The 24,588-nt window shown below is 62.7% G+C and carries 29 protein-coding genes; 14 read left to right on the top strand and 15 right to left on the bottom strand.

What is annotated here, in order from left to right:
- The 4 genes from efp to ABIB57_RS20120 all read left to right on the top strand — a co-directional run bounded on the left by efp (window position 1) and on the right by ABIB57_RS20120 (window position 4,353).
- A complete protein-coding gene (efp, locus tag ABIB57_RS20135; RefSeq protein ID WP_354043034.1) occupies window positions 1-567 on the top strand; it encodes an elongation factor P in 567 nt (188 codons plus the stop codon).
- Window positions 568-570: 3 nt separating this feature from the next.
- Window positions 571-1,365, top strand: a complete 795-nt coding sequence (locus ABIB57_RS20130; RefSeq protein ID WP_354043033.1) for an inositol monophosphatase family protein — start codon at window positions 571-573, stop codon at window positions 1,363-1,365.
- 963 nt (window positions 1,366-2,328) lie between these two features.
- Window positions 2,329-3,324, top strand: a complete 996-nt coding sequence (locus ABIB57_RS20125) for a flagellar motor protein MotA (protein WP_354043032.1) — start codon at window positions 2,329-2,331, stop codon at window positions 3,322-3,324.
- Window positions 3,325-3,327: 3 nt separating this feature from the next.
- Window positions 3,328-4,353: a peptidoglycan -binding protein gene (locus ABIB57_RS20120; protein WP_354043031.1), complete on the top strand. Its 1,026-nt coding sequence runs from the start codon at window positions 3,328-3,330 to the stop codon at window positions 4,351-4,353.
- A gap of 147 nt (window positions 4,354-4,500) precedes the next feature.
- Here the strand turns inward: ABIB57_RS20120 and ABIB57_RS20115 are convergent, their stop codons facing one another.
- Window positions 4,501-6,315: an ABC transporter ATP-binding protein gene (locus ABIB57_RS20115; protein WP_354043030.1), complete on the bottom strand. Its 1,815-nt coding sequence runs from the start codon at window positions 6,313-6,315 to the stop codon at window positions 4,501-4,503.
- A gap of 215 nt (window positions 6,316-6,530) precedes the next feature.
- Between ABIB57_RS20115 and rpmE the strand changes: the two genes are divergently transcribed.
- Window positions 6,531-6,752: a 50S ribosomal protein L31 gene (gene rpmE / locus ABIB57_RS20110; RefSeq protein WP_299722216.1), complete on the top strand. Its 222-nt coding sequence runs from the start codon at window positions 6,531-6,533 to the stop codon at window positions 6,750-6,752.
- On the opposite strand, the gene ABIB57_RS20105 is transcribed toward rpmE, so the two are convergent.
- The 3 genes from ABIB57_RS20105 to ABIB57_RS20095 all read right to left on the bottom strand — a co-directional run bounded on the left by ABIB57_RS20105 (window position 6,749) and on the right by ABIB57_RS20095 (window position 8,060).
- Window positions 6,749-6,931, bottom strand: coding sequence for a hypothetical protein (locus ABIB57_RS20105; protein ID WP_354043029.1), 183 nt, complete (start codon window positions 6,929-6,931; stop codon window positions 6,749-6,751). The two genes, rpmE and ABIB57_RS20105, sit on opposite strands and share 4 nt — an antisense overlap.
- Before the next feature lie 124 nt (window positions 6,932-7,055).
- Window positions 7,056-7,577, bottom strand: a complete 522-nt coding sequence (gene rcdA, locus ABIB57_RS20100; protein WP_354043028.1) for a protease adaptor protein RcdA — start codon at window positions 7,575-7,577, stop codon at window positions 7,056-7,058.
- Window positions 7,578-7,877: 300 nt separating this feature from the next.
- On the bottom strand, window positions 7,878-8,060 hold the full coding sequence (locus ABIB57_RS20095) for a DUF1192 domain-containing protein (protein ID WP_354043027.1): 183 nt from the start codon (window positions 8,058-8,060) through the stop codon (window positions 7,878-7,880).
- A gap of 198 nt (window positions 8,061-8,258) precedes the next feature.
- Here ABIB57_RS20095 and ABIB57_RS20090 point away from each other — a divergent pair, with 198 nt between their 5' ends.
- The 3 genes from ABIB57_RS20090 to ABIB57_RS20080 are packed head-to-tail and all read left to right on the top strand — an operon-like array spanning window position 8,259 to window position 11,684.
- Window positions 8,259-8,987 carry a DUF1013 domain-containing protein gene (locus ABIB57_RS20090; RefSeq protein ID WP_354043026.1) on the top strand — a complete coding sequence of 243 codons (729 nt, stop codon included), beginning with the start codon at window positions 8,259-8,261 and terminating at the stop codon, window positions 8,985-8,987.
- A 36-nt stretch (window positions 8,988-9,023) separates the two neighbouring features.
- Complete coding sequence (locus tag ABIB57_RS20085; RefSeq protein WP_354043158.1) at window positions 9,024-10,883, top strand: monovalent cation:proton antiporter-2 (CPA2) family protein; 1,860 nt, start codon at window positions 9,024-9,026, stop codon at window positions 10,881-10,883.
- A gap of 27 nt (window positions 10,884-10,910) precedes the next feature.
- Window positions 10,911-11,684, top strand: coding sequence for a sulfite exporter TauE/SafE family protein (locus ABIB57_RS20080; protein WP_354043025.1), 774 nt, complete (start codon window positions 10,911-10,913; stop codon window positions 11,682-11,684).
- 221 nt (window positions 11,685-11,905) lie between these two features.
- Here the strand turns inward: ABIB57_RS20080 and ABIB57_RS20075 are convergent, their stop codons facing one another.
- Window positions 11,906-12,082 (bottom strand): YdcH family protein, encoded by a 177-nt coding sequence (locus tag ABIB57_RS20075; protein WP_299722231.1) that lies wholly within the window; start codon window positions 12,080-12,082, stop codon window positions 11,906-11,908.
- 152 nt (window positions 12,083-12,234) lie between these two features.
- On the opposite strand from ABIB57_RS20075, the gene ABIB57_RS20070 reads away from it, so the two are divergent.
- From ABIB57_RS20070 to ABIB57_RS20060, 3 genes are all read left to right on the top strand, one after another.
- Entirely contained in the window at window positions 12,235-12,450 is a 216-nt protein-coding gene (locus ABIB57_RS20070) for a YdcH family protein (protein ID WP_299722234.1), read from the top strand.
- 70 nt (window positions 12,451-12,520) lie between these two features.
- Window positions 12,521-13,015, top strand: a complete 495-nt coding sequence (gene purE, locus ABIB57_RS20065) for a 5-(carboxyamino)imidazole ribonucleotide mutase (RefSeq protein WP_354043024.1) — start codon at window positions 12,521-12,523, stop codon at window positions 13,013-13,015.
- A 3-nt stretch (window positions 13,016-13,018) separates the two neighbouring features.
- Entirely contained in the window at window positions 13,019-14,104 is a 1,086-nt protein-coding gene (locus ABIB57_RS20060) for a 5-(carboxyamino)imidazole ribonucleotide synthase (RefSeq protein ID WP_354043023.1), read from the top strand.
- Window positions 14,105-14,253: 149 nt separating this feature from the next.
- Here the strand turns inward: ABIB57_RS20060 and ABIB57_RS20055 are convergent, their stop codons facing one another.
- Window positions 14,254-14,946 carry an alpha/beta fold hydrolase gene (locus ABIB57_RS20055; protein WP_354043022.1) on the bottom strand — a complete coding sequence of 231 codons (693 nt, stop codon included), beginning with the start codon at window positions 14,944-14,946 and terminating at the stop codon, window positions 14,254-14,256.
- A 228-nt stretch (window positions 14,947-15,174) separates the two neighbouring features.
- Here ABIB57_RS20055 and rpsU point away from each other — a divergent pair, with 228 nt between their 5' ends.
- Window positions 15,175-15,474, top strand: a complete 300-nt coding sequence (rpsU, locus tag ABIB57_RS20050) for a 30S ribosomal protein S21 (RefSeq protein WP_299722245.1) — start codon at window positions 15,175-15,177, stop codon at window positions 15,472-15,474.
- A gap of 58 nt (window positions 15,475-15,532) precedes the next feature.
- On the opposite strand, the gene ABIB57_RS20045 is transcribed toward rpsU, so the two are convergent.
- The 4 genes from ABIB57_RS20045 to ABIB57_RS20030 form a co-directional block, all read right to left on the bottom strand.
- Window positions 15,533-15,907, bottom strand: a complete 375-nt coding sequence (locus tag ABIB57_RS20045; RefSeq protein ID WP_354043021.1) for a SecDF P1 head subdomain-containing protein — start codon at window positions 15,905-15,907, stop codon at window positions 15,533-15,535.
- A 16-nt stretch (window positions 15,908-15,923) separates the two neighbouring features.
- Window positions 15,924-16,745: an alpha/beta hydrolase gene (locus ABIB57_RS20040; protein WP_354043020.1), complete on the bottom strand. Its 822-nt coding sequence runs from the start codon at window positions 16,743-16,745 to the stop codon at window positions 15,924-15,926.
- Window positions 16,746-17,384 (bottom strand): DsbA family oxidoreductase, encoded by a 639-nt coding sequence (locus ABIB57_RS20035; protein ID WP_354043019.1) that lies wholly within the window; start codon window positions 17,382-17,384, stop codon window positions 16,746-16,748.
- 158 nt (window positions 17,385-17,542) lie between these two features.
- The gene (locus ABIB57_RS20030) at window positions 17,543-18,085 is read right to left on the bottom strand and encodes a hypothetical protein (protein WP_354043018.1); all 543 of its coding nucleotides are present in this window, start codon (window positions 18,083-18,085) and stop codon (window positions 17,543-17,545) included.
- 154 nt (window positions 18,086-18,239) lie between these two features.
- Between ABIB57_RS20030 and ABIB57_RS20025 the strand changes: the two genes are divergently transcribed.
- Both ABIB57_RS20025 and ABIB57_RS20020 read left to right on the top strand, forming a co-directional pair.
- Entirely contained in the window at window positions 18,240-18,455 is a 216-nt protein-coding gene (locus ABIB57_RS20025) for a SlyX family protein (RefSeq protein ID WP_354043017.1), read from the top strand.
- A gap of 15 nt (window positions 18,456-18,470) precedes the next feature.
- Window positions 18,471-18,824, top strand: coding sequence for a VOC family protein (locus ABIB57_RS20020; RefSeq protein ID WP_354043016.1), 354 nt, complete (start codon window positions 18,471-18,473; stop codon window positions 18,822-18,824).
- A 240-nt stretch (window positions 18,825-19,064) separates the two neighbouring features.
- On the opposite strand, the gene ABIB57_RS20015 is transcribed toward ABIB57_RS20020, so the two are convergent.
- The 5 genes from ABIB57_RS20015 to ABIB57_RS19995 form a co-directional block, all read right to left on the bottom strand.
- Window positions 19,065-20,468, bottom strand: a complete 1,404-nt coding sequence (locus ABIB57_RS20015; RefSeq protein WP_354043157.1) for an NAD(P)(+) transhydrogenase (Re/Si-specific) subunit beta — start codon at window positions 20,466-20,468, stop codon at window positions 19,065-19,067.
- A gap of 8 nt (window positions 20,469-20,476) precedes the next feature.
- On the bottom strand, window positions 20,477-20,779 hold the full coding sequence (locus ABIB57_RS20010) for a proton-translocating transhydrogenase family protein (protein ID WP_299722266.1): 303 nt from the start codon (window positions 20,777-20,779) through the stop codon (window positions 20,477-20,479).
- A complete protein-coding gene (locus tag ABIB57_RS20005; protein WP_354043015.1) occupies window positions 20,780-22,315 on the bottom strand; it encodes a Re/Si-specific NAD(P)(+) transhydrogenase subunit alpha in 1,536 nt (511 codons plus the stop codon).
- A gap of 122 nt (window positions 22,316-22,437) precedes the next feature.
- On the bottom strand, window positions 22,438-22,677 hold the full coding sequence (locus ABIB57_RS20000) for an aa3-type cytochrome c oxidase subunit IV (protein WP_354043014.1): 240 nt from the start codon (window positions 22,675-22,677) through the stop codon (window positions 22,438-22,440).
- Between the two features lie 46 nt (window positions 22,678-22,723).
- A complete protein-coding gene (locus ABIB57_RS19995) occupies window positions 22,724-24,532 on the bottom strand; it encodes a M3 family oligoendopeptidase (RefSeq protein WP_354043013.1) in 1,809 nt (602 codons plus the stop codon).
- Between the last annotated feature and the right edge of the window lie 56 nt (window positions 24,533-24,588).

Raw genomic sequence — 24,588 nt, 5'->3', positions numbered from 1 at the left:
ATGGCTAAAATCAACGGCAATGAAGTCCGCCCCGGCATGGCGATCATGCATCAGGATCGTCTGTGGGTCGCGGTCAAGGTCGATCACGTCAAGCCCGGCAAGGGCGGCGCCTATGCCCAGGTCGAGCTCAAGGCCATTCTGGGTGGCACCAAGCTCAATGAGCGCTTCCGTTCGGCCGAAACCGTCGAACAGGTCGATCTCGAATTCCGTGATTTCACCTATTTGTACGAGCAGGGCGACAGCCTGGTGTTCATGGATCAGGACAGCTACGAGCAGATCGAATTGCTCAAGGAATTTGTTGGCGACCGCGCCGCGTTCCTGCAGGACGGCATGAAGATCACCGTCGAAATGCACGAAGATACTCCGCTGGGCGTGCGCTTTCCCGCCAACGTCATCCTCGAAGTTGTCGAGGCCGATCCCGCCGTCAAGGGCCAGACTGCCGCCAACTCGTTCAAGCCCGCCAAGCTCTCCAATGGCCTCAAGGTGATGGTGCCCCAGTTCGTCAATACCGGCGAGCGCATCGTCGTCGACACCACCGATGTCACCTATATGCGCCGGGCCGACTAAGCCATGGCACGCTCGGCAATTCTTCACGTCATGGTTCAGGCCGCCATCAAGGCGGGCAAGTCGCTCACCAAGGATTTTGGCGAAGTCGAAAACCTGCAGGTCTCGCGCAAGGGCCCTGCCGATTTCGTCTCCAACGCCGATCGGCGCGCCGAACAGATCTGCTTCGATGAGCTTCAGAAGGCCCGCCCCACCTATGCGTTCCTGATGGAAGAGGGCGGCGAAGTCGCCGGTACCGATGGCCAGCATCGCTGGATCATTGACCCGCTCGACGGCACCACCAATTTCCTGCACTCGATCCCGTTATTCGCCGTCGCGATTGCCCTCGAGCGCGCCAACGAAATCGTCGCTTCGGTGATCTACAATCCGGTGATGGACGAACTCTACACCGCCGAAAAGGGCGGCGGCGCCTGGATCAACGATCGCAAGCGCCTGCGCGTCGCCGGCCGCAAGCACCTGGCCGACGCGGTGATTTCCACGGGCATCAAGACCCAGGGCACCGCCAATGACGGCCTGCAACTGCGTCAGCTTGCCCATATCAATCCCGCCGTCGCCGGCGTCCGCCGCTCCGGCTCGATCTCGGTCGACATGGCCTGGCTCGCCTCCGGCCGCTTTGATGGCCTGTGGGAAGCGGGCCTGTCCCCCTGGGACGTGGCGCCGGGCCTCCTGATGGTCAAGGAAGCCGGCGGTTTCGTCTCCGACTACGCCGGCGCCCCCGGCTCCGTCTGGAACGGCCAGATCGTCGCCGGCAACGAATACATCCAGCCAGCTTTGCTCAAAGAGCTCAAGGCCATTCAGTAGGACCGGGAGCAGGCGGGCTACCGCCCCGCCACTGCCGGCGCTTAAAGCGGCTCGTCTCTCCCCACCCACTGTCCTCCCGCGGGCTTGACCCGCGGGCCTCTCGCCACCCCACCCAATTCGGCGCGACCTGACAGTGCCCCGCGGGTCAAGCCCGCGGGAAGACCGAGTGCGGTGTGTGAGCGCGGTGATCAAGCCATACTCAACCTCTGACACGCCCACCTCGCCAATCCACCCGCTTCATCGTCCCCTCCCCCTTGAGGGGAGGGCCAGGGTGGGGGGAACTCTCCCCACGAGTGGAGCCCGTTGAAACCAACGCCACTGCGCGCCATGGCTGGTCTCGATCCGATCCCGCCCACCGCCCTTCCCGCGGGCTTGACCCGCGGGCCTCTCGCCAAGCCACCGAATTCGGCGCGACCTGACAGTGCCCCGCGGGTCAAGCCCGCGGGAAGACCGAGTGTGGTGTGAGCATCCCTTGCCCCCGAATTACTGCCCCTCATCCCCCTTATCCCCACCCCCAAAATCCGGCGTATCCTCACCTCCGATATCCCCACAATGGCTGCGGGTTCGCGACGAACGGCTGTGGGGCTTTGAGCCGTCCCGAAGGGCAAATCGATCCGGTGGATCGATTTGAGGCGAGAAGGCCATGAGAGCTACGCTCGAATGGCAGGGTGGGAGGGGAATGCGGTCGCGCAATCCCTGGGCCAGCGCGACGTTCGTCTCCTGAAACAATGGAGGCCACGTTCGAGCGGCCAGAAACCCCATCGCATGCGGCGAGGCGCTGTCTCGCTTACTACCAAAACCATGAGGCACGTCTCGCCGCATGCCGCAGTCTCCCCTACCCGCAGGTCACCAGACTGTGCGGCGCTCGCGCTTGCCCGTTAACCTTTCCGATTGTCACACCCATCTGCTCTGACTACTCTCCCCAGCATTGATTTGCCGAGCATGGACCAGGGCCCTACACCGATGACGCAAGGCTACGATCCCTATCATCTTGCCAGCCCCACGGTTTACCTCATCAAGATATTGATCTTCTTGATCATCGTCGGTCTGGTCGGTGCGATCCTGGCGAGCACGGTCCTGACCTTCTTCTGGGCCAACCCGTTCATCAATTCGCTGATCTTCTTCACTCTGTTCACCGGCATTTTCCTCAGTTTCCGCCAGATTTACCGGCTGTTTCCCGAGGTTAAATGGGTCAATTCCCTGCAGGACGGCAGCGCCACCACCGTGCGTCCGCCGATCCTGTTGGCGCCCGTCGCGGGCCTGCTGCGTGAGCGCATCGGCGAGGCGATCATCACCCCGTCCTCGATGCGCTCCATTCTGGATTCGGTCGGCAATCGCCTCGACGAAGCTAAGGATACCTCGCGCTATCTCACGGGCCTCCTGGTGTTCCTTGGCCTCATGGGCACGTTTTACGGACTGTTGCAGACCGTGACTTCGGTCGCCGGCGTCATCAATGCGCTGGACGTCACCAGCGGCGACACCGCCTCGCTGTTCGCCAATCTCAAGAACGGCCTGACCGCCCCGCTCGAAGGCATGGGCACCGCCTTCTCATCCTCGCTGTTCGGCCTTGCCGGCTCGCTGGTGCTGGGCTTTTTGGACCTGCAGACCAGCCAGGCGCAGAACGCCTTCTACACCGATCTCGAGGACTGGATGACCTCGATGACCGAGCTCGACCACCCCGTCACCGCCATGCAGGCCAATGGCCTGGGCATGCAGGGCGCCGACATGCAGGCCATGATCGATCGCCTCGGCAATACCATGCAGAACCAGAATTCCTCCCAGAACGCCATTCGCGCCATGGCCGAGCTGGCGCGCGGCATTGATGGGCTGGTCAAGCATATCCGCACCGAGCAGGACGACTTGCGCACCCACATCGTCGAGCAGGGCGAAACCAACCGCAAGCTGCGCGACCTGATCGAGGCCATGCTGGCGCAAGACGACACCGATCGGCGGAATTAGGCCATGCCCGGAGCCCGTTCGCGCCGCAGGATCGAGGCCAATTACTGGCCCGGCTTCGTCGACGCCCTGTCGAGCCTTTTGCTCGTCATCATCTTCCTGCTGTCGCTCTTCATGGTGACACAGTTCTTCCTCAATACCGAAATCCAGGGCAAGGACACCGCACTTTCGCGCCTCAACAGCCAGATCGCCGAACTGACCGACCTGCTCCAGCTCGAACGCGGCAATGCCGACGACCTGAATTCGCAAATCGCCAACCTCCAGGCGACCCTGGCCACCACGGCCGCCGAAAACACCGATCTCACCGGCCAGCTTGCCGGCATCGGCACCGGTCTTGCCGGCAAGGACGAGACAATAGCGGGCCTCAATGCCGAGCTGTCCCAAGCCCAGGATATGTCCGATGAGGCCAATGCCCAGGTCGCCCTGCTCAACCAGCAATTGGCGGCGCTGCGCACCCAGATCGGCGCCTTGGAACAGGCCCTCGATGCCTCCGAATCCCGCGATACGGAATCGCGCACCCAGATCGCCGATCTCGGCAAGCGCCTGAACCTGGCTTTGGCCCAGCGCGTGCAGGACCTGTCGCGCTACCGCTCCGACTTCTTCGGCCGGCTGCGCAAGATTCTCGAAGGCCGCGCCGATGTGCGCATCGTCGGCGACCGCTTCGTGTTCCAGTCCGAAGTGCTGTTCGACCCCGGCCAGGCCACCGTCCAACCTTCGGGCACCGCCGATCTCGACGCCCTCGCCGATGCCATCCTGCAGCTCGAAACCGAGATTCCGCCCGATATCAACTGGGTCCTCCGCATCGACGGCCACACCGACAAGCGCCCCATCTCCAACGCCCAGTTCCCCTCCAACTGGGAACTCTCCGCCTCGCGCGCCATCTCGGTGGCCAAATATCTGGTCAGCAAAGGCGTCTCCCCCAACCGCCTGATCGCCGCCGGCTTCGGCGAGTTCACCCCTCTCGATCCGGGCGACACCGAGGAAGCCTACCGCCGCAACCGAAGGATCGAGTTCAAGCTGACCGAGGGGTGAGGAGGTCTCTCACCTCTCCCTTGGGGGAGAGGTCGACCCTCTTGGGTCGGGTGAGGGCGCCTTTACCGGGCGCAATACGTGGGGAAGGCCCCCTCACCCGGCGCTGCACGCCGACCTCTCCCCCAAAGGGAGAGGTGAGAAGGCAGACTACCCCTCGATCTCATGCCGGAACTGCAATTTTGCCAGTTCCGCATAGCGACCGCCCTTGCTGACCAATTGGTCATGCGTGCCCTGGTCGATGATCCGTCCGCCATCCAGCACCAGGATCGTATCGGCATCGCGGATGGTCGCCAGCCGATGGGCGATGACCAGCGTGGTACGGCCGCGCATCAGATGCTCCAGCGCCGTCTGCACCAGCCGCTCGCTCTGCGCGTCGAGCGCACTAGTGGCTTCGTCGAGCAGCAGGATCGGGGCGTTCTTGAGGATCGCCCGTGCAATCGCCAGCCGCTGCTTCTGCCCGCCCGACAGCATGACCCCGCGCTCGCCCACGATGGCCCCATAGCCCAGCGGCAGGTCCATGACGAAATCATGCACCAGCGCCGCCTTTGCTGCGGCCTCGACGTCTTCATCGCTGGCATCGGGTTTGCCGAAGCGGATATTCTCGGCGATGGTGCCGGCAAAAATCGTCGGCTCCTGCTCCACATAGGCGAACCGCTGTCGCAGTTCGAACGGCGACACCTCGCGGACATCGAGCCCATCGACCTTTATGGCGCCGCCCGTGACATCATAAAACCGTTGCAACAGCGACAGCGTCGTCGACTTGCCCGAGCCCGAAGCGCCCACCAGCGCCACCGTCTGCCCCTTGGCCACGGCAAAATTGAGCTGCTTCAGCACCAGTTCGCCGCTCTCGGCCCCATAGGTGAAATCGACATGCTCGAACGCCACCGTGCCCAACGGCGGCACCGGCATCGGCACCGGATTGGCGGCGACTTCGATCTGCGGCTCGGTGTCGAGAATTTCCACCAGCCGCTCGGTCGAGCCGGCGACCGATTGCAGCGTGCCCAGCACTTCGCTGACATTGGTCAGCGCGCCCGAAGCCATCAGCGCATAGATCAAAAACTGCGCCAACTGCCCGGCTGTCACAGTGCCCTCGAACACCGAACGGGCGCCCCACCAGACGAGGAACACGATGGCCGACGTGCCGAGGAAGATCACCATGGCAACCAGCGCCGAGCGGGCGAACAGGCGTTTGACCTCGGCCTGGTAGCTCGCCTCGCTGCGTTCATTATAGACGCGCGACTGCACCTTTTCCTGGGTGAACGACTTGACCGTGCGAGTCGCCCCCAGCATTTCGGTGGCCATGGCGGACAGGTCCGCCAGCGCGTCTTGCGTGCGGCGCGACATGCCGCGCAGCCGGCGCGAGAACGTGACCAGCGGCAGCAGGATCGCCGGCGCAGCGATAACGACCGCCACGGTCAGCACCGGGCTGGTCAGCAGCATCATGATCAGGGCGCCCACGATGGTCACCAGCGAGCGCAGCGCCAGCGAGCCGCTGGAGCCGACGGCGCCGCGGATCACCGCGACGTCGCCGTTGAGCCGGCTGGTCAACTCCCCCACTCGATGGGTGTCGAAATAGCGCGCATCAAGCCCCAGCAGGTGCACGAACACCGCCTGGCGCAGATCCGCCAGCACGCGTTCACCCAGCACCGAGATGAAATAAAACCGCGCGCCACTGGCCACGCCCATGATCGCCGCGATGCCGACGATCAGATAGCCGTAATTGGCCACGCTCTGCAGGTTCTTCTCGACAAAGCCCTGGTCCACAACGCCGCCCAGCATGGCCGGAATGGCCAGCGAGGCGATTGTCGAGATCAACAGGAACAGGATTGTCAGCGCCAGGCGCCACGGATAGGCCAGGATAAACGGCAGCAGCCGCGTCAGCGGGCGCAGCTTGGGCGGCGTCGCAATCCTGGTTACGGGCGCTTTGGCATCGGCTGGCAGCGGAACGGCCTGATCGGTCATGGCAGAGTTTGCTATCCACAAGGAAGCGGCACGCGCAGGCGTTGCCGACTGTTCCGCCTACATAAGGACTGCCCAAACCCGCCGCAACCGCTTTGTCCCGAGACATATTAGCTCGCCCACAGCCCTTGCAGATTGGTCACGCTTTCGCTATGAAGCGGCCAACACCTGTTTGGCTTTCAGGGCGCCTGCTGGCGCCCGTTGCATTTGAGGCGATCATGAAGAGCGATATCCACCCGGACTACCACCTCGTCAACGTGGTAATGACCGACGGCACCAAGTATCAGACCAAGTCGACCTACGGCAAGGAAGGCGATACCCTTCAGCTCGATATCGATCCCAAGACCCACCCGGCCTGGACCGGCGGCACGGGCCAGCTGCTCGATCGCGGCGGCCGCGTTTCGCGCTTCAAGGAACGCTTCAAGGGCCTCGGCATTTAAAGCCGGCCTATCAAAGAATAGGAAAGCCCGGCCATTGTGCCGGGTTTTTTGTTGCCCGTTATCCCCACCGCCGAAAAGGAGCGCAGAATAGCCTCCGTTTCATTCTCTTTGGCGGCGGCATGCAAAATCGGTGGCTGTTTTCGGATCTGGCCGCCCCTGCACTTCAGCCAGCCTTGCATGCCCATCCACCGGCCCTTCCCGCGGACTTGATCCGCGGGCCTCTGCCAATCTGGCACGCGCTAAGAACGATCCCCCGATCAAGTCCGGGGACACCACGGTGGGAGGGGACGCATGGGAAGTAGCTTAGTCGGCGCGCCCGAAAGCCGCCTTCAGTCGTGCCAATTGGTCAACCACACCGTTGGCCGTGCCCGTATCACCGATCGTCATTGTGCCGCGTTCCAGGGTGTCGAACTGCATCACCTTATCGAACAGGCGGTCGCCCTTGACGATGAACTCGCGCAAGACTTCCGGCAGGTGCTCATATCCCGGCCCGCCGCGCTCGGATGGGGTGGCGGAAAACTTGACCTTCTCCTTTTCGGAGCGGGCATTTTCGGGGGTGATTTCGCCTTCGTTGACCGCACGCTGCAACAGCAGCCAGGAAGCCAGCTGCATCAGCCGCGTGGTCAGGCGCATGGATTCGGTGGCGTAGAGGAACGAAGCGTCACGCGGCAAGATCCGGCTATCGGCGCGGCCATGGCCATCCAGATAGGAGGCGACCTCCTCGATTAGCGTCATCCCCTCGCGATACAGCAGATCAAATCCGCCCGACGCCACGATGCGCGGACCGATGGCAATTGCCTGTGCTTTGTCGCCGATGTCCGCCACGCGTCCTCCTGCATCTGCAAGCAGTTTAGGCAAAAAAGGTTCCCCCGTCACCTCTGTCCACAGAACAGCCTGAAAAGAGCTTTAAGATCAAGGATTTGAGAAAGCAGAAAACAAAAAAAGAGCGGTAAGAACCGCTCTCGAAGTTAACAGGGAGGCGTCAAACAGAGGGAGAAATCGCTCTGAAAAATCCAGAAGAATCTGAATGAATTCAAGTTAACCCAAAGTTGTTAACTGCACGTTAACAGACCGCAATTTCTTAGTCCTGCCGAACAAGTCCCCACAAACCATGGCTGACTGGACCTAAAACTTGAATAGGGCGTCAGCATCGTTCCGGGTCTTGTTGCGGGCTGCAATCGCCGCTTGCAGCCGAGCGATTTCACCCTCCAGCAAGGCGATGCGTTCTTCCAATTCCTCGACCGACATCGCGTCGAGCACCATGCCCACTTCATGGCCCCTGGGCTTCCTGATCGCGTCCTCGTCCATTCCAGCCTCCTGCCTTCTATCGTCAGCTTAACCCGCCTCATGGCCGGAGCAACCCGGCTTTTGGCGCATGATTGCAGCGACATTGTCATTGCAGTTTAACGACCAAACCCATATATTAAGCGCGTTCCCCCTCAGCAGTACGCAAAGAGGCGGAGCGGCCCGGAGGAAGACCGGCCGCGCCTGCAGGAGAGTTTTACCATGTCCCAGCCCTTGTTGATGCCCAAGGCGACCGCCGTCTGGCTGGTCGACAACACCGCGTTGTCGTTCGAACAGATCGCCGCGTTCTGCACCCTGCATCCGCTGGAAGTGCAAGGCATTGCCGATGGCGACGTCGCCGGCGGCATCATGGGCGTGAACCCGATCCAGAACGGCCAGTTGACGCGCGAAGAAATCGAAAAGGCCGAGAAGGACCCGAAATATCGGCTCACGCTGCTCGAGCCCAAGGTTCGCGTTGCCGCTGCCAAGCGCAAGGGTCCGCGCTATACCCCGATTTCGCGCCGCAACGAGCGCCCTAATGCCATCAAGTGGCTGGTTCGGAACCATCCCGAACTCAAGGACGCTCAGATCATGCGTCTGGTCGGCACCACCAAGTCGACCATCGACTCGGTGCGTGAATCCACCCATTGGAACGCCGCCAATCTGGCCGCCATGGACCCAGTGACCCTGGGCCTGTGCAGCCAGATCGATCTCGATCTCGAGGTCAAGCGCGCCTCCAAGGGCGCCGTTGGGCCCGATGAGATGGATGAAGGCACGACGCTGATGACGGCCGAAGAGGCAATGTCCCGCTCGGGCGCCCGCGGCCACAGCGACGAGAACGCCCCCGATTTCGGCACCGGCGCCGATCACGGCCCCGAGCGTCAGGACGAGTTCGATGCGGACTCCGTGTTCGCTCGCCTCAAATCGCTCAAGAGCGATACCGACAACTAAGACGACCCACGAAAATAGAGCCGGCGGGAGGATAATCTGGAAAATAACCTCCTGCTGGCCATCTTCGTACTGCTGGCGGCCAGCGTCGCCCTGGTGCCTCTCTTCAAGGCCCTGGGCCTGGGTACTGTCCTCGGCTATCTCGCCGCCGGCGTTTTGATCGGGCCCTACGGGCTCCGCCTCGTTTCCGATACCGAGACCCTGCGCCACGCCTCCGAATTCGGCATCGTCATGATGCTGTTTCTCATCGGACTAGAGCTGCAACCGTCCGAAATCTGGCGCATGCGCCACAAGGTGCTCGGCCTGGGCGTCACCCAATTGGTGCTGACTGCGGTGCTGCTGGCGGTGATCATCCACTTCGCCGGCATCCATTGGAATGCTGCGATCGTCATCGGCCTGGCGCTGGCCATGTCCTCCACGGCCATTGCCATGCAGACGGTCGAGCAGCGCGATATCACTAAGACCGATACCGGAAGAGCCAGCCTCGCGATCCTCCTCGTGCAGGATGTGGCGGTCATTCCCATCCTGGCGGCCATTCCGATCCTGGCGACCTCAGGCATCAATGCCAGCGTGGGCGTTGACCTCACCGACGCGGTCGACGCGCTCGATAACCCGATCGATTGGCTGACCCCTCTCACCCTGATCGGCGTTTTCATCGCCGCCATCATCGCCGGCCGCTTTCTGGTGCGCCCACTACTGGGCTATGTGGCCCGCACCGGCGTGCGCGAGGCATTCACCGCTCTGGGACTGGCGCTGGTCATCGGCGCCGCGCTCCTCACCCAATATGTCGGGCTGTCGCCGGCGCTCGGTGCCTTTATCGGCGGCGTGCTGCTGGCCGATAGCGAATATCGCCACGAGCTGGAAAGCAATCTGGAGCCGTTCAAGGGCCTGTTGCTCGGCCTGTTCTTCATCTCGGTAGGCATGTCGATTGCCTTCTCGATCATGTTCACCGAGCCGCTGCGCCTGTTGGCGCTGGTGGCCGGCTTCGTGGGCGTCAAGTTCATGGTGCTGTTCGGGCTGGCCACGGTGTTCCGCATGCACCTGGCCGATCGGCTGCTGCTGGCCATTCTGCTCAGCCAGGCCGGTGAATTCGCCTTCGTCATCCTGCAATTCGCCCAGACCTCGAACGCCTTCGAAGGCGTCGAATACGATCTGCTGTCGGTAGCCATCGCCACCTCCATGGCGCTGACGCCCCTGCTGCTGCTGGCCTTCGACCGGCTGGTTGCCCCTCAGCTCGATGCTCGCCACGACAAACGCCAGACCGACGATATCGACGAGCAGCAAAAGATCGTCGTGCTCGGCTATGGCCGGTTCGGGCAGATCGTCACCCGCCTGTTGCGTGCCCAGGGCTTTGAAATGACCCTGATCGATGACGATCCGGCCCAGATCGACCTGGTGCGCAAATTCGGCGTCAAGGTGTTCTACGGCGACGCCTCACGGCTCGATCTGCTGCATGCCGCCGGCGTCAAGGACGCTGAACTCGTGGTCATCACCGTGGGTGGCCGTGATCGCATCCTGACCATCGCCCGCAATATCCGCCGCAATTTCCCCGACGTCACCATCGCCGCCCGCGCCATCGATCGCGGCCATGCCCATGAACTGATGGAACTGGGCGTCGAGGTCTTCGAGCGCGAAACCTTCCTCTCCGCCATCAGCCTGGGCGCCAAGGTGCTGGCTCAACTGGGTTACGAGCCCGACAAGGCGCTGGAGCTGGCCAAGACCTTCGAGGCGCATGACAACAAGCTGCTGCATGACAGTTTTGCCGTGCGCAATGACCAGGACGCCTATGTGGGGCTGGTGCGCCAGTCGATGGGCCTGCTCAACGCCGCCATGGCGGCCGATACCCTGCCCGATCCCCAGCGGCCGGTTGACAAATCGCCGACGACGGACTCTGACTAGCCCACCTCTTTCCCGGCGTCCTTTCCCATGTTCGATCCCTATTTCGTCGCGGTCGCTTCGATCGCGGTTCTGCTCGTCGGGCTGTCCAAATCCGGCCTGCTCGGCAGTCTGGGGGTCGTGGGGGTGCCGCTGCTGACTTTGGTCATGCCCGCCCGCGAAGCCGCCGGCATGATGCTGCCGGTGCTGCTGGCCATGGATTGCATCGCGGTCTACGCCTACCGCAAGGGATTCTCCTGGAACATCCTCAAGGTCATGCTGCCGGGCGCCGCCATCGGCACCATTATCGGCTGGGTCCTGTGGTCCTTCGTTTCCGACGCGGCGGTGCTGCTCTTCGTCGGCATCGTGACGCTGCTATTCGTGCTCGACGCCATGCTGCCCCTGCGCAAGAAGCTGGAAGGCCTGCCGCCGTCGACGCCATGGGGCGTGTTCTGGGGCGGCTTCTCGGGGTTTACCAGCTTCGTCTCCCACACCGGTGGCCCGCCATTCCAGATTTATGTGCTGCCCCAGCGCCTGGCGCCCGCGCTCTATTCGGGCACCACCGCTGTGTTCTTCGGCATCGTCAACACCGCCAAGCTGATCCCGTATTTCTTCCTCGGCCAGCTCTCTGTGCACAACCTGGAATTGTCCGCCGCGCTGATCCCCATCGGCATCATCGGCGTGCTGCTCGGCATCTATCTGGTGCGCCGCATCTCGGCCAAATACTTCTACCAGATCGCCTATGTGCTGGTGTTTTTCCTCGCCCTCAAGCTGATCTGGGACGGCGCTCAAGGCGTCTTCTTCGCGGGCACGCTGGCAGGCTAGCTGGTCAGGTTAGGGCACCGCATGACCGTTTGAAAATGTGGCTGGGCGAGTCGACTGACGTGGTTTGTCGAGCACCGGAGCGGAGCGTACGTTCGGTACGTGAGCACCGGAGCGCAGACAAACCGCGTCAGACGGCCGCCCAGGTGCATTTGCTAATGGTCATTAAAAAAGGGCCGCGACAAGTGTCGTGACCCTTTCCCAACTGGGGAAACTTTAGACGCTTACAGCGCGTTGGCGCCGGAGTATTTTGAGAGTTCGTCCTTCACTTCGAGCTTTTTGCGCTTGAGCGCGGTGACCATCAGATCGTCGTAGCGGGTATTCTGCAGTTCCGATTGGATTTGGCGGTCAAGCTCCAGATGGCGCCGTTCGAGCGCCGCGATGTGGCCTTCAGTCGTCATAACAACTCCTTAAGCTTGGTGGACGCACCCATCGTCACAAATAATTCACGACTTGTCGACCGTGTTCGTGCGGCAGTGGAAATTCTGGTGCAAATGGGTCCGTGATCGGTTAACCAAGTGTGAGGTTCTGGACCTCGGGACACGCCAAGACGATGCTTGAACTGACCAGAGAACAAGAAGCCGGCTTCGGCCTCGAACTTGCCACCAAACGGCAGGAACACGCCGATCTCGACGCCGCTATTCACACGCTGACCGAGTCGCAGGTGGCCGACCGGATGCTGATCCAGCGCCTCAAGAAGCGTAAGCTTGCGCTCAAGGATCGCATCGTCCAGCTCGAGAATATTCTCATTCCCGATATCATCGCTTGATGCCGCCCGCGCTTGAGTTGTGGCGACAATGGGGCTAAATGCCCGCTTTGCAGAGGGGTCGGGGGAATCAATGCTCACCAAGCCTAGCGTCGCCATCGTCATGGGCAGCCAGTCCGACTGGCCCACCATGCGCTTCGCCGCCGAAACCCTGGAAACCCTCGAAATCGAATATGAGGCGCGCATCGTTTCTGCGCACCGCACGCCCGAGCGCCTGGTCGAATTTGCCACCGGCGCCCGCGACGAAGAGTTCAAGGTCATCATTGCCGGAGCCGGCGGCGCGGCCCACCTGCCGGGCATGATCGCCGCCATGACCCCCCTGCCCGTGCTGGGCGTGCCGGTGCAGTCCAAGGCCCTGTCCGGCCAGGATAGCCTGCTGTCGATCGTGCAGATGCCCGGCGGTATTCCGGTGGGCACTCTGGCCATCGGCCAACCGGGCGCCATCAACGCCGCCCTCCTCGCCGCCGCTATCCTGGCGCTTGGCGATGAGGACTTGGCCGATCGCCTCGACGCATACCGCGCCCAGCAAACCGCCGCCGTCCCCCTGTTTCCGACCGACACCGAGTAGACCGTGCCCGATATATCTTCGCTGCCCCCCGGTACCATGATCGGCATCCTCGGCGGGGGCCAGCTTGGCCGCATGCTGTCGCTCGCTGCCAGCAAGCTGGGCATGCGCACCCATATCTATTGCCCCGATGCCCATAGCCCCGCCTTCGAAGTCACGCCGCACAAGACCGTCGCAGCCTATGACGATGAAGTGGCGCTGGCCGCCTTCGCCGACGCGGTCGACGTCATCACCTACGAGTTCGAGAACGTACCGGCCAAGACCGCCGAATTTCTCGCGGCCCGCAAACCGCTGCGCCCCGGCGCCAATGCGCTGGCCATCTCCCAGGATCGCCTGGCCGAAAAGGCCTTCCTCGCCTCCAAGAACATCCCCGTAGCGCCCCATCGCGCCGTGGAGAGCCTGGCTGACCTGGAAGCCGCCATCGACGCCCTTGGCCTGCCGGCGGTTCTGAAGACGACCCGCCTGGGCTATGACGGCAAGGGCCAGCGCGTCATCCGCGAGCGCACCGAGGCGGCAGCGGCCTTTGCCGAGCTTGAGCCCAAGCCGCTGGTGCTAGAGGCCTTCGTGCCGTTTGAAAAGGAAATCTCCGTCGTCGTGGCGCGAAGCCTTTCCGGTGAAGTCAAAAGCTTCGACGCCGCCGAGAACGTTCACCGCCACCACATCCTGTTCACCAGCACCGTGCCCGCCGCCATCTCCCCCGGCCTCGAAAAGCATGCCGCCATGCTCGCCAAGGTTATCGTCGTGGCGCTCGATTATGTCGGCGTGCTGGGCGTCGAATTCTTCGTCGTTCCCGGCGAGCGCCCAACCCTCTTGGTCAACGAAATCGCCCCCCGCGTCCACAATTCCGGCCACTGGACCGAGGCCGTCTGCCTCACCGACCAGTTCGAACAGCACATCCGCGCCATCCTCGGCTGGCCGCTGGGCGATCCCGCGCGTCTGGCCGATGCGGTGATGGAAAATCTGATCGGCGACGAAGTCGCCATCGTCCCTACGGGCCTCGACGGCAACACCCAACCCCATCTCTACGGCAAGACCGACGTCCGCCCCGGCCGAAAAATGGGGCATATCAATCGCATCGTACGAAAAGACTGAACCGCCTTTCTTCACCTCTCCCTTGGGGGAAGAGGTCGACCTCTTCGGTCGGGTGAGGGGGCCTTCTCCTCGCGCTACACCCGGCAAAGGCCCCATCACCCGGCGCTGTGCGCCGACCTCTCCCCCGAATGGAGAGGTGAAAGATCGCGCTACCGCCCCAACCACACCCGCAGCGCCTTGGCGACCGTCTCTGGCGCCTCCATCGTCGACAAATGCCCACTACCCGCAAACGTCACCAGCTCCGCCCCAGCAATCCCCGCTGCGATCTCCTGCGATAGTGTCGGCGGCGTCAGGATATCCAACTCGCCGACGCCCACCAATGTCGGCACCTTGATCTTGTCCAGTCCTGGCCGAGAATCTATCCGCTCCATGATCGCAGTCTGCTGGCGAATATAGGCCTCCTGCCCCACCCGCTCCGACATGGCCTGCACCTCGGCCGCCAGGGGCGTTCCCAGCCGCTGCGGCGCCACCAGGCTCTCCAGCAGCGCGGTTGATACGCCGATGAACCGCCCCAGCTTGATGCTCTCGATACCCGCGCGACGCTTGGCCCGCCGCGCCTCGTCATCCTGCTGGGCCGTGGTATCCAGCAGGGCTAGGTGGGTGACACGCTCGGGCGCCTGCCGCATGATTTCCAGCGCCACATAGCCACCCATCGACAGCCCGGCCAGTGCGAATCGGGCCGGCGCCACTGCCAGCGTCCGCGCCGCCATCGCCGCTATGCTGTCGTCCTGGCTCAGATCGGCAATCATTGGGCGAACGCCCGTGCCCAGCGGGGCGATCGCGTCGCGCCACAGCCGGGCGTCGCAGAGCAGTCCGGGCAGCAGGACAAGCTCTTGGGCCATGATGGGTCTCCGTGTTAAAGGTGGAGGACCTTGTGCCTCCTCTATCCACAGCCAGGCAAGCCAGACGCCAGGAAATTGGCGTTTTATCCTGACTCACAGTGGACAAGCCCCAACCCTTGGGCTATAGAGCGGCCCACGGTGACTGGCTCTGCTGGTCGGCGCGGGGTTTATTTGGCCCGGCGCTATCATCCAAACACATTGACCAAGCTTCGAAAGGGCGGTTGACCTTTGCAAGTAGTCGTTCGCGATAATAACGTTGATCAGGCGCTGCGCGCGCTCAAGAAGAAGCTGCAGCGCGAAGGCGTCTTCCGCGAGATGAAGCTGCGCAATTACTATGAGAAGCCCTCTGAAAAGAAGGCTCGCCAGAAGGCCGAGGCCGTTCGTCGCGCCCGTAAGCTGGCTCGCAAGCGCGCCCAGCGTGAGAGTGGCCTGCCCGCTCCAGCCGCTGCTCCACGTCCCGGCCAGAGCCCGCGTCCAGGCGCTCCGAGCGCTGGTGCCCCGCGCCCCGAGCGTCCCGCTTCCTTCTAAGGTTAGCGAACAAGTTTGAGAACGCCGTCCTTCGGGACGGCGTTTTTGTTTGTGCCGGTTATTCCGAAGCCAGTTCGACCGAGACCACGGCCTGGCCACTCGAAATACGGCGTGCCAATGCGACGACTTCGCTGGCGGTGAAATCGCCGCTGATGACCACTGAGGGGCCGGGAATCACTGTCTGGATGACCGGCGATGACACCACTGTGCCATCGATAAGCAAATCGAGGGTTTCCCCGACATGCCGCGCGGTTAGCTTGGCGAATGTACGCTGGGCATCTGCCTCCAGCTCGACCACGACTGTCGGCTGCCCGCCAAATATATCGGTCCCCACCGATGCGTCTTTGATGGCGAGGACAATCGGGGCGGCCAGAGCATTGCCCGCGCCCACAAGCAGCGCCAGCGCCACGACGACTACCATCTTCATGACCATAGGCATTTCTCCAACGTCACTTTTGCGCCGCAGCCTCGGAGCGTTCGAAGAACGGCTCCGCCTGATGCCACAGCCCACGATCCCACAGATCGCCATGGGTGCCGCCGGGCACGATCCACAACTCGTCCTGATGCCGCACCAGTTCGTAGAGCTGCTTGCCGTTGGACACGTCAATCGTGGTATCGGCCGTGCCATGGGCGATCAGCACCGGCTCCGTTACGCCCTTGATCCAGGTATCGACTGGGAACTGGTCCTGCATCACCCAATAGACCGGCAGATAGGGATAGCGCTCCGCCGCCACATGGACCGCTGACAGGAACGGCGTCTCCAGCAGCAGGGCATCGGCATCGCGCAGGCTCGCCACATAGGTGGCGGGCCCCGAGCCGAGCGACCGCCCCCAGATCACCACTGGAGCGCCCTTGGCCGCGCCCCAGTCGAACGCCGCCAGGGCATCCTCGAGTATCCCCTGCTGGGTGACGCTACCCGGCGAAGCGGGAAAGCCGCGATAGTCGAAGGCCAGGAACCCGTAGCCAGCCTGTGCCCAGGTGGCGAAGCGCTCGTGCTCGCGAGAGAAACTGCCCGAATTGCCCTTGTAATAGACGATCAGCGGCTTGCCGACCTTGGGCGCCTCATACCAGCCGTTGATCACGCTGCCCTTGACCGGGATCGCCACATCCTGGGCGCCCACGATCTCGGTATCCGCCAGCGCCGTGACCGGACCTTTCAGGTCGTCATATTGTAGACTGCGCTGCAACACATACATGCCACCCACGACACCGCCATAACCCAGCACGACAAGGACGATCAGCGCAACGACGATCCGACGGACAATTTTCACTCAAGCTTCTTCCAGCGTCTGGGCAATGGCCTTCTCGAAGACCTCCTGCGGCTGCGCGCCGCTCAGGGCATATTTCTCGTTGAAGACGAAAAACGGCACGCCGCGAATGCCTTGTTCGGCGGCCTGCACCGCCAACTGCTCGGTAATGGCCAGCTCGTTTGCGTCGTTCATGGCGTCCATGGCATCGCCGCGATCGAAGCCGAACTCCACCGCCAGATCGGCCAATACATTGTCGTCGTTGATCTGGCGATGCTGCAGGAAATACGCCTCGGCAATCGCATTGGCCAGTTCATGCTGCACCCCCAGCGGCTTGGCCAGCCGCGTGATGGTATGCGCCTTGGCGGTGGGGAACATGCGCGGTTGCTGGGACAGGTCGAGGTCGAGCCCGGCCTTCTTGGCCTCGCTCTCGACACGCTCCCACATTTCCTTGGGCTCCTTGCCGTATTTTTCGCGCAGCATGTCGGCCACGACCACGCCCTCCGGTGGGGTGGACGCATCGAGATAGAATGGGTGGTTCTCTACGATCACCTCGATATCATCCGGCAGATCGGCCAGGGCCTTGTCCAGCCGCGCCGAGCCCACCAGGCACCACGGGCAGACGACATCGGTGAACACGTCGATCTTGAGAGTCTTGGACAAGGGTAAATCCTTTCGCGCAGGCGAACCTATGGTGTCCTCAGATGGCGCGAAAGGGCGTGCGCCGCAAGGACGCACGCCAAGGTAACTACGAGAATGGCGGATTTGAGCGTTTCCAGGAAAAGTGTAAGCGGTTTTCTGGTTCGGAAACGCGACAAGCTCTAGTGTTTGTTGTGGTCGACCAGCGCAAAGGGCGGTGACCAGCCACCCGCCAGCGTGGTGAAGCCGATCAGCGAGCCCAACCCAAACCACACGAGGCCCGGCGCCAGCAGCAGCGCGGCGCCGCCCGACAGGGCCGATGCGCGCATGACCGCCACAACACCGGTCAGCAGCACCAGCATAGGCAGGAGACCGGTCATGAAGGGATTGGCGACGCTTAAGGCGAATGGCAGCAGAATAACGCCAGCGATCAGCGCGACGATCCAGCGACTGGCGGTACGCCCTGCAGGACCACGCTGTCCCACGAGCCACCGCGCCACGCCCCACATCGGCAGGGTCAGCATCATTGCCGCCGCTACGCTCCATTCCGGCAGGCCCAACGGGGGCGTGACCACCGGCAGGATGCCGAATGCATCGCCAAGCATGTCCGCAGCAAAATAGGCCGCCATGGGTAGGGCGGCGCTGAGGCCCAGTGTAACGACGCCCCGCACATCGGTGTGGGCGATTGCCAGGTCGTGATTATCAGTGGTCCAAGTGGTCGCCATTTTCGGCTCCCGCCGCTGGTTGTTCCGGCTAACCAATGGCTGCGGCACCCAAAGGGTTCCCTATACGTCAACATCCCGCCGCGAGCGTCTCAATTGCGCCACGCCCCCCGGCGGCCTATGGATGGCCCGAAATCACCCGCAAGGAGCATTGCCGATGAGCGATCCCGACCCCCTCGCCGACCGGCTCGACGCGCTGGAAACCCGCTTCGCCTATCAGGATGAAACCATCGAAGAACTGAACGCCACCATCACCGCCCAATGGGCCGTGATCGACGCGCTCAGCCGCAAGGTGAACCTGCTCGACGAACAGGCCCGCGCCGTCAGCAACATCGCCGACCCACGAACCGAACCGCCCCCGCCACATTATTAGGCCAAGGAAGCGCCAATGGCCGTTCGTCGTATCGTTCCCAATCTCGCCGCCGCCGATCCCAAGGCTGCGCAGAAGTTCTATCGGGATTTTCTGGAACTGGACCTCGTCATGGACCAAGGCTGGATCCTCACTTTCGCCTCTCCCATCATGGCAAAGCCCGAACTCAGCATCGCCAGCCAAGGCGGCTCCGGCACCGCTTTGCCAGTCCTCTCGATCGAGGTCGATGACGTCGACGCCATCCACGACCGCGCCACGTCACTCGGCCTCGACATCGTCTACGCGATCACCGACGAACCCTGGGGCGTCCGCCGCTTCTACGTCCGCGACCCGTTTGGCAATGTGATCAACATCCTGTCGCATCGCTCCTGAAACAAGCGTGGAAGCTGGCTCAGTCTCCGCCCTCAAGGCCTCCGCGGACACCCGCTCCACCATCCACCGACCTTCCCGCGGGCTTGACCCGCGGGCCACTCTCCCCACCGCGAATGCGACTGGAGACCCGCGGATCAAGTCCGCGGGACGGCACCGTGGACAGGATAGCTTGGGGGAGTTCCCACACCTGATCCAAAAAATAAAAGGCCCGCCGAAGCGGGCCTTTTCAGAGGAGTGGGATCAATGTCCTAAAGCCTTCACGATTTCCTCGGTCATCTTCTTGGCGTCGCCGAACAGCATCATGGTGTTGTCCCGGTAGAACAGCTCGTTCTGCACGCCCGCATAACCCGCCGCCATGCCGCGCTTGATGAACAGCACCGTGCCGGCATCCTCGACGTTGAGAACGGGCATGCCATAGATTGGCGAGGTCTTGTCGGTCTTGGCGGCCGGGTTGGTCACGTCATTGGCGCCGATGACGAAAGCCACGTCGGACTGGGCGAACTCCGAATTGATGTCTTCCAGCTCGAACACTTCGTCATAAGGCACGTTGGCTTCGGCCAGCAGCACGTTCATGTGCCCCGGCATACGGCCCGCCACCGGATGAATGGCGTATTTGACAGTGACGCCTTCCTTCTTGAGCAGGTCGGCCATCTCGCGCAGCGCGTGCTGGGCCTGCGCCACGGCCATGCCGTAACCCGGCACGATGATGACCTTGCTGGCATTTTTCATCAGGAAGGCGGCGTCGTCGGCCGCGCCCTGCTTGACGGGGCGATTGTCTTCGCCCTTGTCGGCGGCCGCGCCGCTATCGCCACCGAAGCCACCCAGGATCACCGAGATGAAGCTGCGGTTCATGGCCTTGCACATGATGTAGGAGAGGATCGCACCCGAGGACCCCACCAGCGCGCCGGTGATGATCAGCGCGGTATTGCCCAGCGTGAAGCCGATGCCGGCCGCCGCCCAACCCGAATAGGAATTGAGCATGGAGACGACCACCGGCATGTCCGCGCCGCCGATCGGGATGATCATCAGCCCGCCCAGAACCAGCGCCAGCACGGTGATCAGCCAGAAATAAACCGGATTGCCCGTGGTGGTCAGCAGATAGACCAGCACCAGCAGGGCCACGCCAAGCACGATATGGATGGCATGACGCGCCGGCAGGATGATTGGCTTGCCGCTCATATTGCCGTTGAGCTTGGCGAAGGCGATGATCGAGCCGGTAAAGGTGAAGGCGCCGATCGCCACGCCAATGGACATTTCGACCAGTGCCTGCGCATGGATCGCGCCCACTTCGCCGATGCCGAAGGCTTCAGGCGCATAAAGCGCTGCCGCCGCCACGAACACCGCGGCCAGACCCACCAGCGAGTGAAACGCCGCCACCAGCTGTGGCATGTCGGTCATCTTGACCGTGCGGGCCATATAGGCGCCGATGCCGCCGCCAAGCGCCAGCCCGCCAATGATCAGCACCCAGCTGACAACGTCGACGGGAGCCGCCAGCGCCAGCGTGGTCAGGATGGCAATGCCCATGCCGATCATGCCGAAGCGATTGCCCTGCTGGGCCGAGCGAGGATTGGAGAGCCCGCGCAGCGCCAGGATGAACAGCACGCCCGAGACCAGATAGAGAAGGGCGGCGATATCCGCGTTGATCATGGCGGTTAGCCCTTCTTCTTGTACATTGCCAGCATGCGCTGGGTGACGAGGAACCCGCCGAAGATATTGACGCTGGCGAACACCAGGGCGATGAAGCCGAACGCCTTGGAGACCCAGTTGCCATCAGCCGCCAGTTGCACGCCGACGGCGAGCAATGCACCCACCACGATCACCGAGGAGATGGCGTTGGTCACGCTCATCAGCGGGGTATGCAGCGCCGGGGTGACCGACCAGACCACGAAATAGCCCACGAAAATCGCCAGCACGAAAATGGCGAGCCGGAAGGTGAAGGGATCGATGGCTTCCATTTACTCGGCATCCTTGGCTGGGGTTGCGGGCTTTTTCGGTGCGGCCGGCTTCTTGGCCGCGGGCTTTTTGGCGACCGGCGCGGCCCCTGCCGCCTCGGTTACGACTGCGACCTTCTTGGCGGCAGGCTTTGCCTTGGGCGCGACCGGCGCAATAGCCTCGGCAGCGGCCGGCACGGACTGTTCCACACCCGGCGCAGCCTTCTTGGGCGCATCGGCCATAGCTGGAACGACGACTGCCGGTTTTGCGGCAGCCTTGTTGGCAGGTGTCTTCTTGGCGGGAGCCGCGCTGACCGCGCCGGTCTTGACCGGAGCGGCTTGCGGCTCGGCCTTGGTGGATGCAACCGGCTTTTTCGGCGCGGCCTTGGCGACGGCAGCCGGCTTAGCGTCGACAACCGGGGCGGCAACAGCCGCCGCAAACTGCGGATGCACCACCGCGCCGTCGCGCGTCAGCACCGTCGCCTTGACCAGCTCGTCATCCCAGTTGATCGCCAGAACCTTGGTCTTGGCATCGATCAACGTGGTGACGAACGCAAGGAGGTTCCGCGCATAGAGCTGGCTTGCCGTCGTCGGGATGCGACCCTGCACATTGGTGTAGCCAATGACCTTGACGCTGTTGTGCTCGATGATCTTGCCCGGCACGGTCAATTCGACATTACCACCGCGTTCCGCCGCTAGATCGACGATGATCGAGCCCGGTGCCATGGATTCCACCATCGCCTTGGTGATCAGCCGCGGCGCGGGGCGCCCCGGAATCAGCGCGGTGGTGATGACAATATCCTGCTTGGCGATGTGGCTGGCGGTCAGCTCGGCCTGCTTGGCCTGGTATTCGGCGCTCATCTGCTTGGCGTAACCGCCAGCGGTTTCGGCCTGCTTGAATTCCTCGTCCTCGACGGCGACGAACTTGCCGCCGAGCGACTCGACCTGCTCCTTGGCCGCCGGACGCACGTCAGTGGCGGACACGACAGCGCCCAGCCGCTTGGCGGTGGCGATGGCCTGCAGCCCGGCAACGCCGGCGCCCATCACAAACACCTTGGCGGGACGAACCGTACCGGCAGCAGTCATCATCATTGGGAAAGCGCGGTCAAATTCCGCCGCCGCATCGATGACGCCCTGATAGCCGGCCAGATTTGCCTGCGAGGACAGGATATCCATCACCTGGGCGCGGGTAATGCGCGGCATAAATTCCATGGAGACGGCGGTCACGCCGGCCTTGGCCAATGCTGCCAGTTCAACGTCATTGCCATAGGGGTCCAGCGCGCCGATCAGCAGCGCGCCCTTGGCGACGCCATTCAGGCTCGCCGCCGTCGGACGGCGCACCGTAAGAACGATTTCGGCATCCTTGAGCGCTGCGGCGGCGGTCGTCGCCACGCTGGCGCCCGCTGCCGCATAATCCGCATCAGGGATGCGCGCGCCCAGCCCGGCCCCCGCTTCGATCGAGACGCTGGCGCCCAGAGCGATCAGCTTGCCCACGGTTTCGGGAGTAGCCGCGACGCGGTTTTCTCCCTCGACGCGCTCGCGGACGATTGCGATTTTCATGCCGTTTCTCCTCCGGCAGCCGGCGCGCCCGAACGGGTGCGCGGCATGCGGTCAAACTTCATCAATGGGCTGATGCGCCACCTGGGCAGTCGAGTTTCACCGCGCCGAGGCGCGGCCAAACTCTATTTGCGCGACAGCATGGCCAGCACAGCTGGTACCACGACCGACGCCAGGATCAGCACCACGCCCAACACCGGCTGTGCGCCGATGATGGCAAAATACAGCCCGATCACCAGGATCGCCAGGCTCAGGACGCCATACTTCACCAGGGACACGAACCCATCATAGGTCCGCTGGTGTTCGGCGTAGTCCATCGCGCTTTCGTTGATCATTGCGGGCAGTGGTTCGTGCTTGCTAGCCATTTCATCCTCGGAAATAAAGCGGGCCTAAAGTCTATTCGCCCAAAGTTCAATTCGGGCTGGTTGCTTCCAGTTCGTCGATCAGGCCTTCGATCATCGAAAGCCCCAAAGACCAGAATTGCGGGTCTTTCGCATCCAGGCCAAACGGCGCCAGCAGTTCGGAATGATGCTTGGAGCCACCGGCCTTCAACAACTCGAAATACCGCTCGGCAAAGCCGTCTTCGGACTTCTCATACTGCGCGTAGAGCGAGTTCACAAGGCAGTCGCCGAACGCATAGGCATAGACGTAGAACGGCGAGTGGATGAAGTGCGGGATATAGCTCCAGAATATGTCGTAGCCCTCGTTGAGCACGATACCGTCGCCCAGCGATTCAGCCTGTACTTCCAGCCAGATGGCGTTGATTTCCTCGGTGCGCAGCTCGCCCTGCCGGCGCGCCGTGTGCACCTTGCGCTCGAAGGTGTAGAAGGCGATCTGCCGCACCACCGTATTGAGCATGTCCTCGACCTTGGAGCTCAACAACGCGAACCGTTGCTTGGAATCCGTGGTCTTGGCCAGTAGCGAGCGGAAGGTCAGCATTTCGCCAAACACCGATGCCGTCTCGGCCAGCGTCAGCGGCGTATTGCTCAGCAATGGCCCCTGCGCGGCGGCCAGCCGCTGGTGCACGCCATGGCCCAATTCATGCGCCAGCGTCATGATATCGCGCGAGCGGCCCATATAGTTGAGCATCAAATAGGGATGCGCGCTCGGCACTGTCGGATGCGCAAAGGCGCCCGACAGTTTGCCATCGGCGGTCGGCGCATCGATCCAGCCTGAGTCGAAGAATGGCGCCGCCACTTCCGCCAGCTTGGGCGAGAACTTGCCATAGGCCTCCATCACGGTCGCCTTGGCGGTTTCCCAATCCCAGGTGCGCTCGTCGCTGGTCGGCAGCGGCGCATTGCGGTCCCAGGCATTGAGCGCTTCCTTGCCGAACCACTTTGCCTTCATCTTGTAGTAGCGGTGGCTGAGCCGCGGATAGGCATCGCGTACAGCGCTCTGCAACGCATCGACCACTTCGCGCTCCACCGAATTGGCCATGTGGCGGCTATCGGCGATGTCCTGGTACCCGCGCCAGCGGTCGGAGATTTCCTTGTCCTTGGCCAGCACATTGGTGATGTGAGTAAATAGCCGGCCATTTTCCGTCAGCGTCTTGCTGACCGCCTTATAGGCGCTTTCGCGCTTCTTCTCGTCCCGCTCCGACAGCAGATGCAGCGTCGCTTCCAGCGTCAGCGTCTCGCCATCCACCTCCAGCCGCAGGCTCGCCAGCGTCTCGTCATACAGCCGGTTCCACGCCGAATAGGCGGTCACCGACTTGTCGTGGAACAGCTCTTCGAGTCTGTCCTCGAGCTGGTACGGTTTGGCCTTGCGCAGTTCGGCGAACCAGGTGCGATAGCGCGACAATTCGGCGCTTTGCGCAAACGCCGCCTCCAGCACCTCGTCTTCGATCCGGTTCAGCTCCAGATCGAAAAACAGCACCCTTGTGGAGAGATTGGTCAGCGCCTCGTTGGTATCGCCCATGAACTTGGCGCGATCGGGATCGGTGGTGTTCTGCGCATATTGCAGGAACGAATAGGACCCGATCTTGCCGGTCAAATCACCCAAGGCTTCGGTCCGCTTGATCGCCTCGATCAACTTGCCGGCCTTGGTCAGCTCGTTGAGCTTGCCCTTGTAGTCGGCCTCGAACGCCGCCGCATCGGCCTTGGCCTGTTCCAGATCGCCCTTGAACTCCGGCCCGTCCTTGCTGGGATAAAGGTCTGACAAATCCCATACCGGCAGGGCCCCGAACTGATTATGCCCCTTTTGCGCGGCTTGGTCGGTCATGGCTTGAGTCTCCGGACGGTCAAAAATGTGCGCGGACCATAGCCAGCGCAGCCCGG

Origin of the sequence: Devosia sp. UYZn731, assembly GCF_040546795.1 — a bacterium.
Taxonomy (GTDB): domain Bacteria; phylum Pseudomonadota; class Alphaproteobacteria; order Rhizobiales; family Devosiaceae; genus Devosia.
The sequence above is the reverse complement of the archived record's forward strand: the minus strand, read 5'-3'. Positions and strand labels throughout refer to the sequence as shown.

What these genes read in the sequence shown, in the direction of transcription:
- efp (WP_354043034.1), top strand. Translation starts at nt 1, where the DNA reads ATGGCTAAAATCAACGGCAATGAAGTCCGCCCCGGCATGGCGATCATG.
- ABIB57_RS20130 (WP_354043033.1), top strand. Translation starts at nt 571, where the DNA reads ATGGCACGCTCGGCAATTCTTCACGTCATGGTTCAGGCCGCCATCAAG.
- ABIB57_RS20125 (WP_354043032.1), top strand. Translation starts at nt 2,329, where the DNA reads ATGACGCAAGGCTACGATCCCTATCATCTTGCCAGCCCCACGGTTTAC.
- ABIB57_RS20120 (WP_354043031.1), top strand. Translation starts at nt 3,328, where the DNA reads ATGCCCGGAGCCCGTTCGCGCCGCAGGATCGAGGCCAATTACTGGCCC.
- ABIB57_RS20115 (WP_354043030.1), bottom strand. Translation starts at nt 6,315, where the DNA reads ATGACCGATCAGGCCGTTCCGCTGCCAGCCGATGCCAAAGCGCCCGTA.
- rpmE (WP_299722216.1), top strand. Translation starts at nt 6,531, where the DNA reads ATGAAGAGCGATATCCACCCGGACTACCACCTCGTCAACGTGGTAATG.
- ABIB57_RS20105 (WP_354043029.1), bottom strand. Translation starts at nt 6,931, where the DNA reads ATGCAAGGCTGGCTGAAGTGCAGGGGCGGCCAGATCCGAAAACAGCCA.
- ABIB57_RS20095 (WP_354043027.1), bottom strand. Translation starts at nt 8,060, where the DNA reads ATGGACGAGGACGCGATCAGGAAGCCCAGGGGCCATGAAGTGGGCATG.
- ABIB57_RS20090 (WP_354043026.1), top strand. Translation starts at nt 8,259, where the DNA reads ATGTCCCAGCCCTTGTTGATGCCCAAGGCGACCGCCGTCTGGCTGGTC.
- ABIB57_RS20080 (WP_354043025.1), top strand. Translation starts at nt 10,911, where the DNA reads ATGTTCGATCCCTATTTCGTCGCGGTCGCTTCGATCGCGGTTCTGCTC.
- ABIB57_RS20075 (WP_299722231.1), bottom strand. Translation starts at nt 12,082, where the DNA reads ATGACGACTGAAGGCCACATCGCGGCGCTCGAACGGCGCCATCTGGAG.
- ABIB57_RS20070 (WP_299722234.1), top strand. Translation starts at nt 12,235, where the DNA reads ATGCTTGAACTGACCAGAGAACAAGAAGCCGGCTTCGGCCTCGAACTT.
- purE (WP_354043024.1), top strand. Translation starts at nt 12,521, where the DNA reads ATGCTCACCAAGCCTAGCGTCGCCATCGTCATGGGCAGCCAGTCCGAC.
- ABIB57_RS20055 (WP_354043022.1), bottom strand. Translation starts at nt 14,946, where the DNA reads ATGGCCCAAGAGCTTGTCCTGCTGCCCGGACTGCTCTGCGACGCCCGG.
- ABIB57_RS20045 (WP_354043021.1), bottom strand. Translation starts at nt 15,907, where the DNA reads ATGGTCATGAAGATGGTAGTCGTCGTGGCGCTGGCGCTGCTTGTGGGC.
- ABIB57_RS20030 (WP_354043018.1), bottom strand. Translation starts at nt 18,085, where the DNA reads ATGGCGACCACTTGGACCACTGATAATCACGACCTGGCAATCGCCCAC.
- ABIB57_RS20025 (WP_354043017.1), top strand. Translation starts at nt 18,240, where the DNA reads ATGAGCGATCCCGACCCCCTCGCCGACCGGCTCGACGCGCTGGAAACC.
- ABIB57_RS20020 (WP_354043016.1), top strand. Translation starts at nt 18,471, where the DNA reads ATGGCCGTTCGTCGTATCGTTCCCAATCTCGCCGCCGCCGATCCCAAG.
- ABIB57_RS20010 (WP_299722266.1), bottom strand. Translation starts at nt 20,779, where the DNA reads ATGGAAGCCATCGATCCCTTCACCTTCCGGCTCGCCATTTTCGTGCTG.
- ABIB57_RS20005 (WP_354043015.1), bottom strand. Translation starts at nt 22,315, where the DNA reads ATGAAAATCGCAATCGTCCGCGAGCGCGTCGAGGGAGAAAACCGCGTC.
- ABIB57_RS20000 (WP_354043014.1), bottom strand. Translation starts at nt 22,677, where the DNA reads ATGGCTAGCAAGCACGAACCACTGCCCGCAATGATCAACGAAAGCGCG.
- ABIB57_RS19995 (WP_354043013.1), bottom strand. Translation starts at nt 24,532, where the DNA reads ATGACCGACCAAGCCGCGCAAAAGGGGCATAATCAGTTCGGGGCCCTG.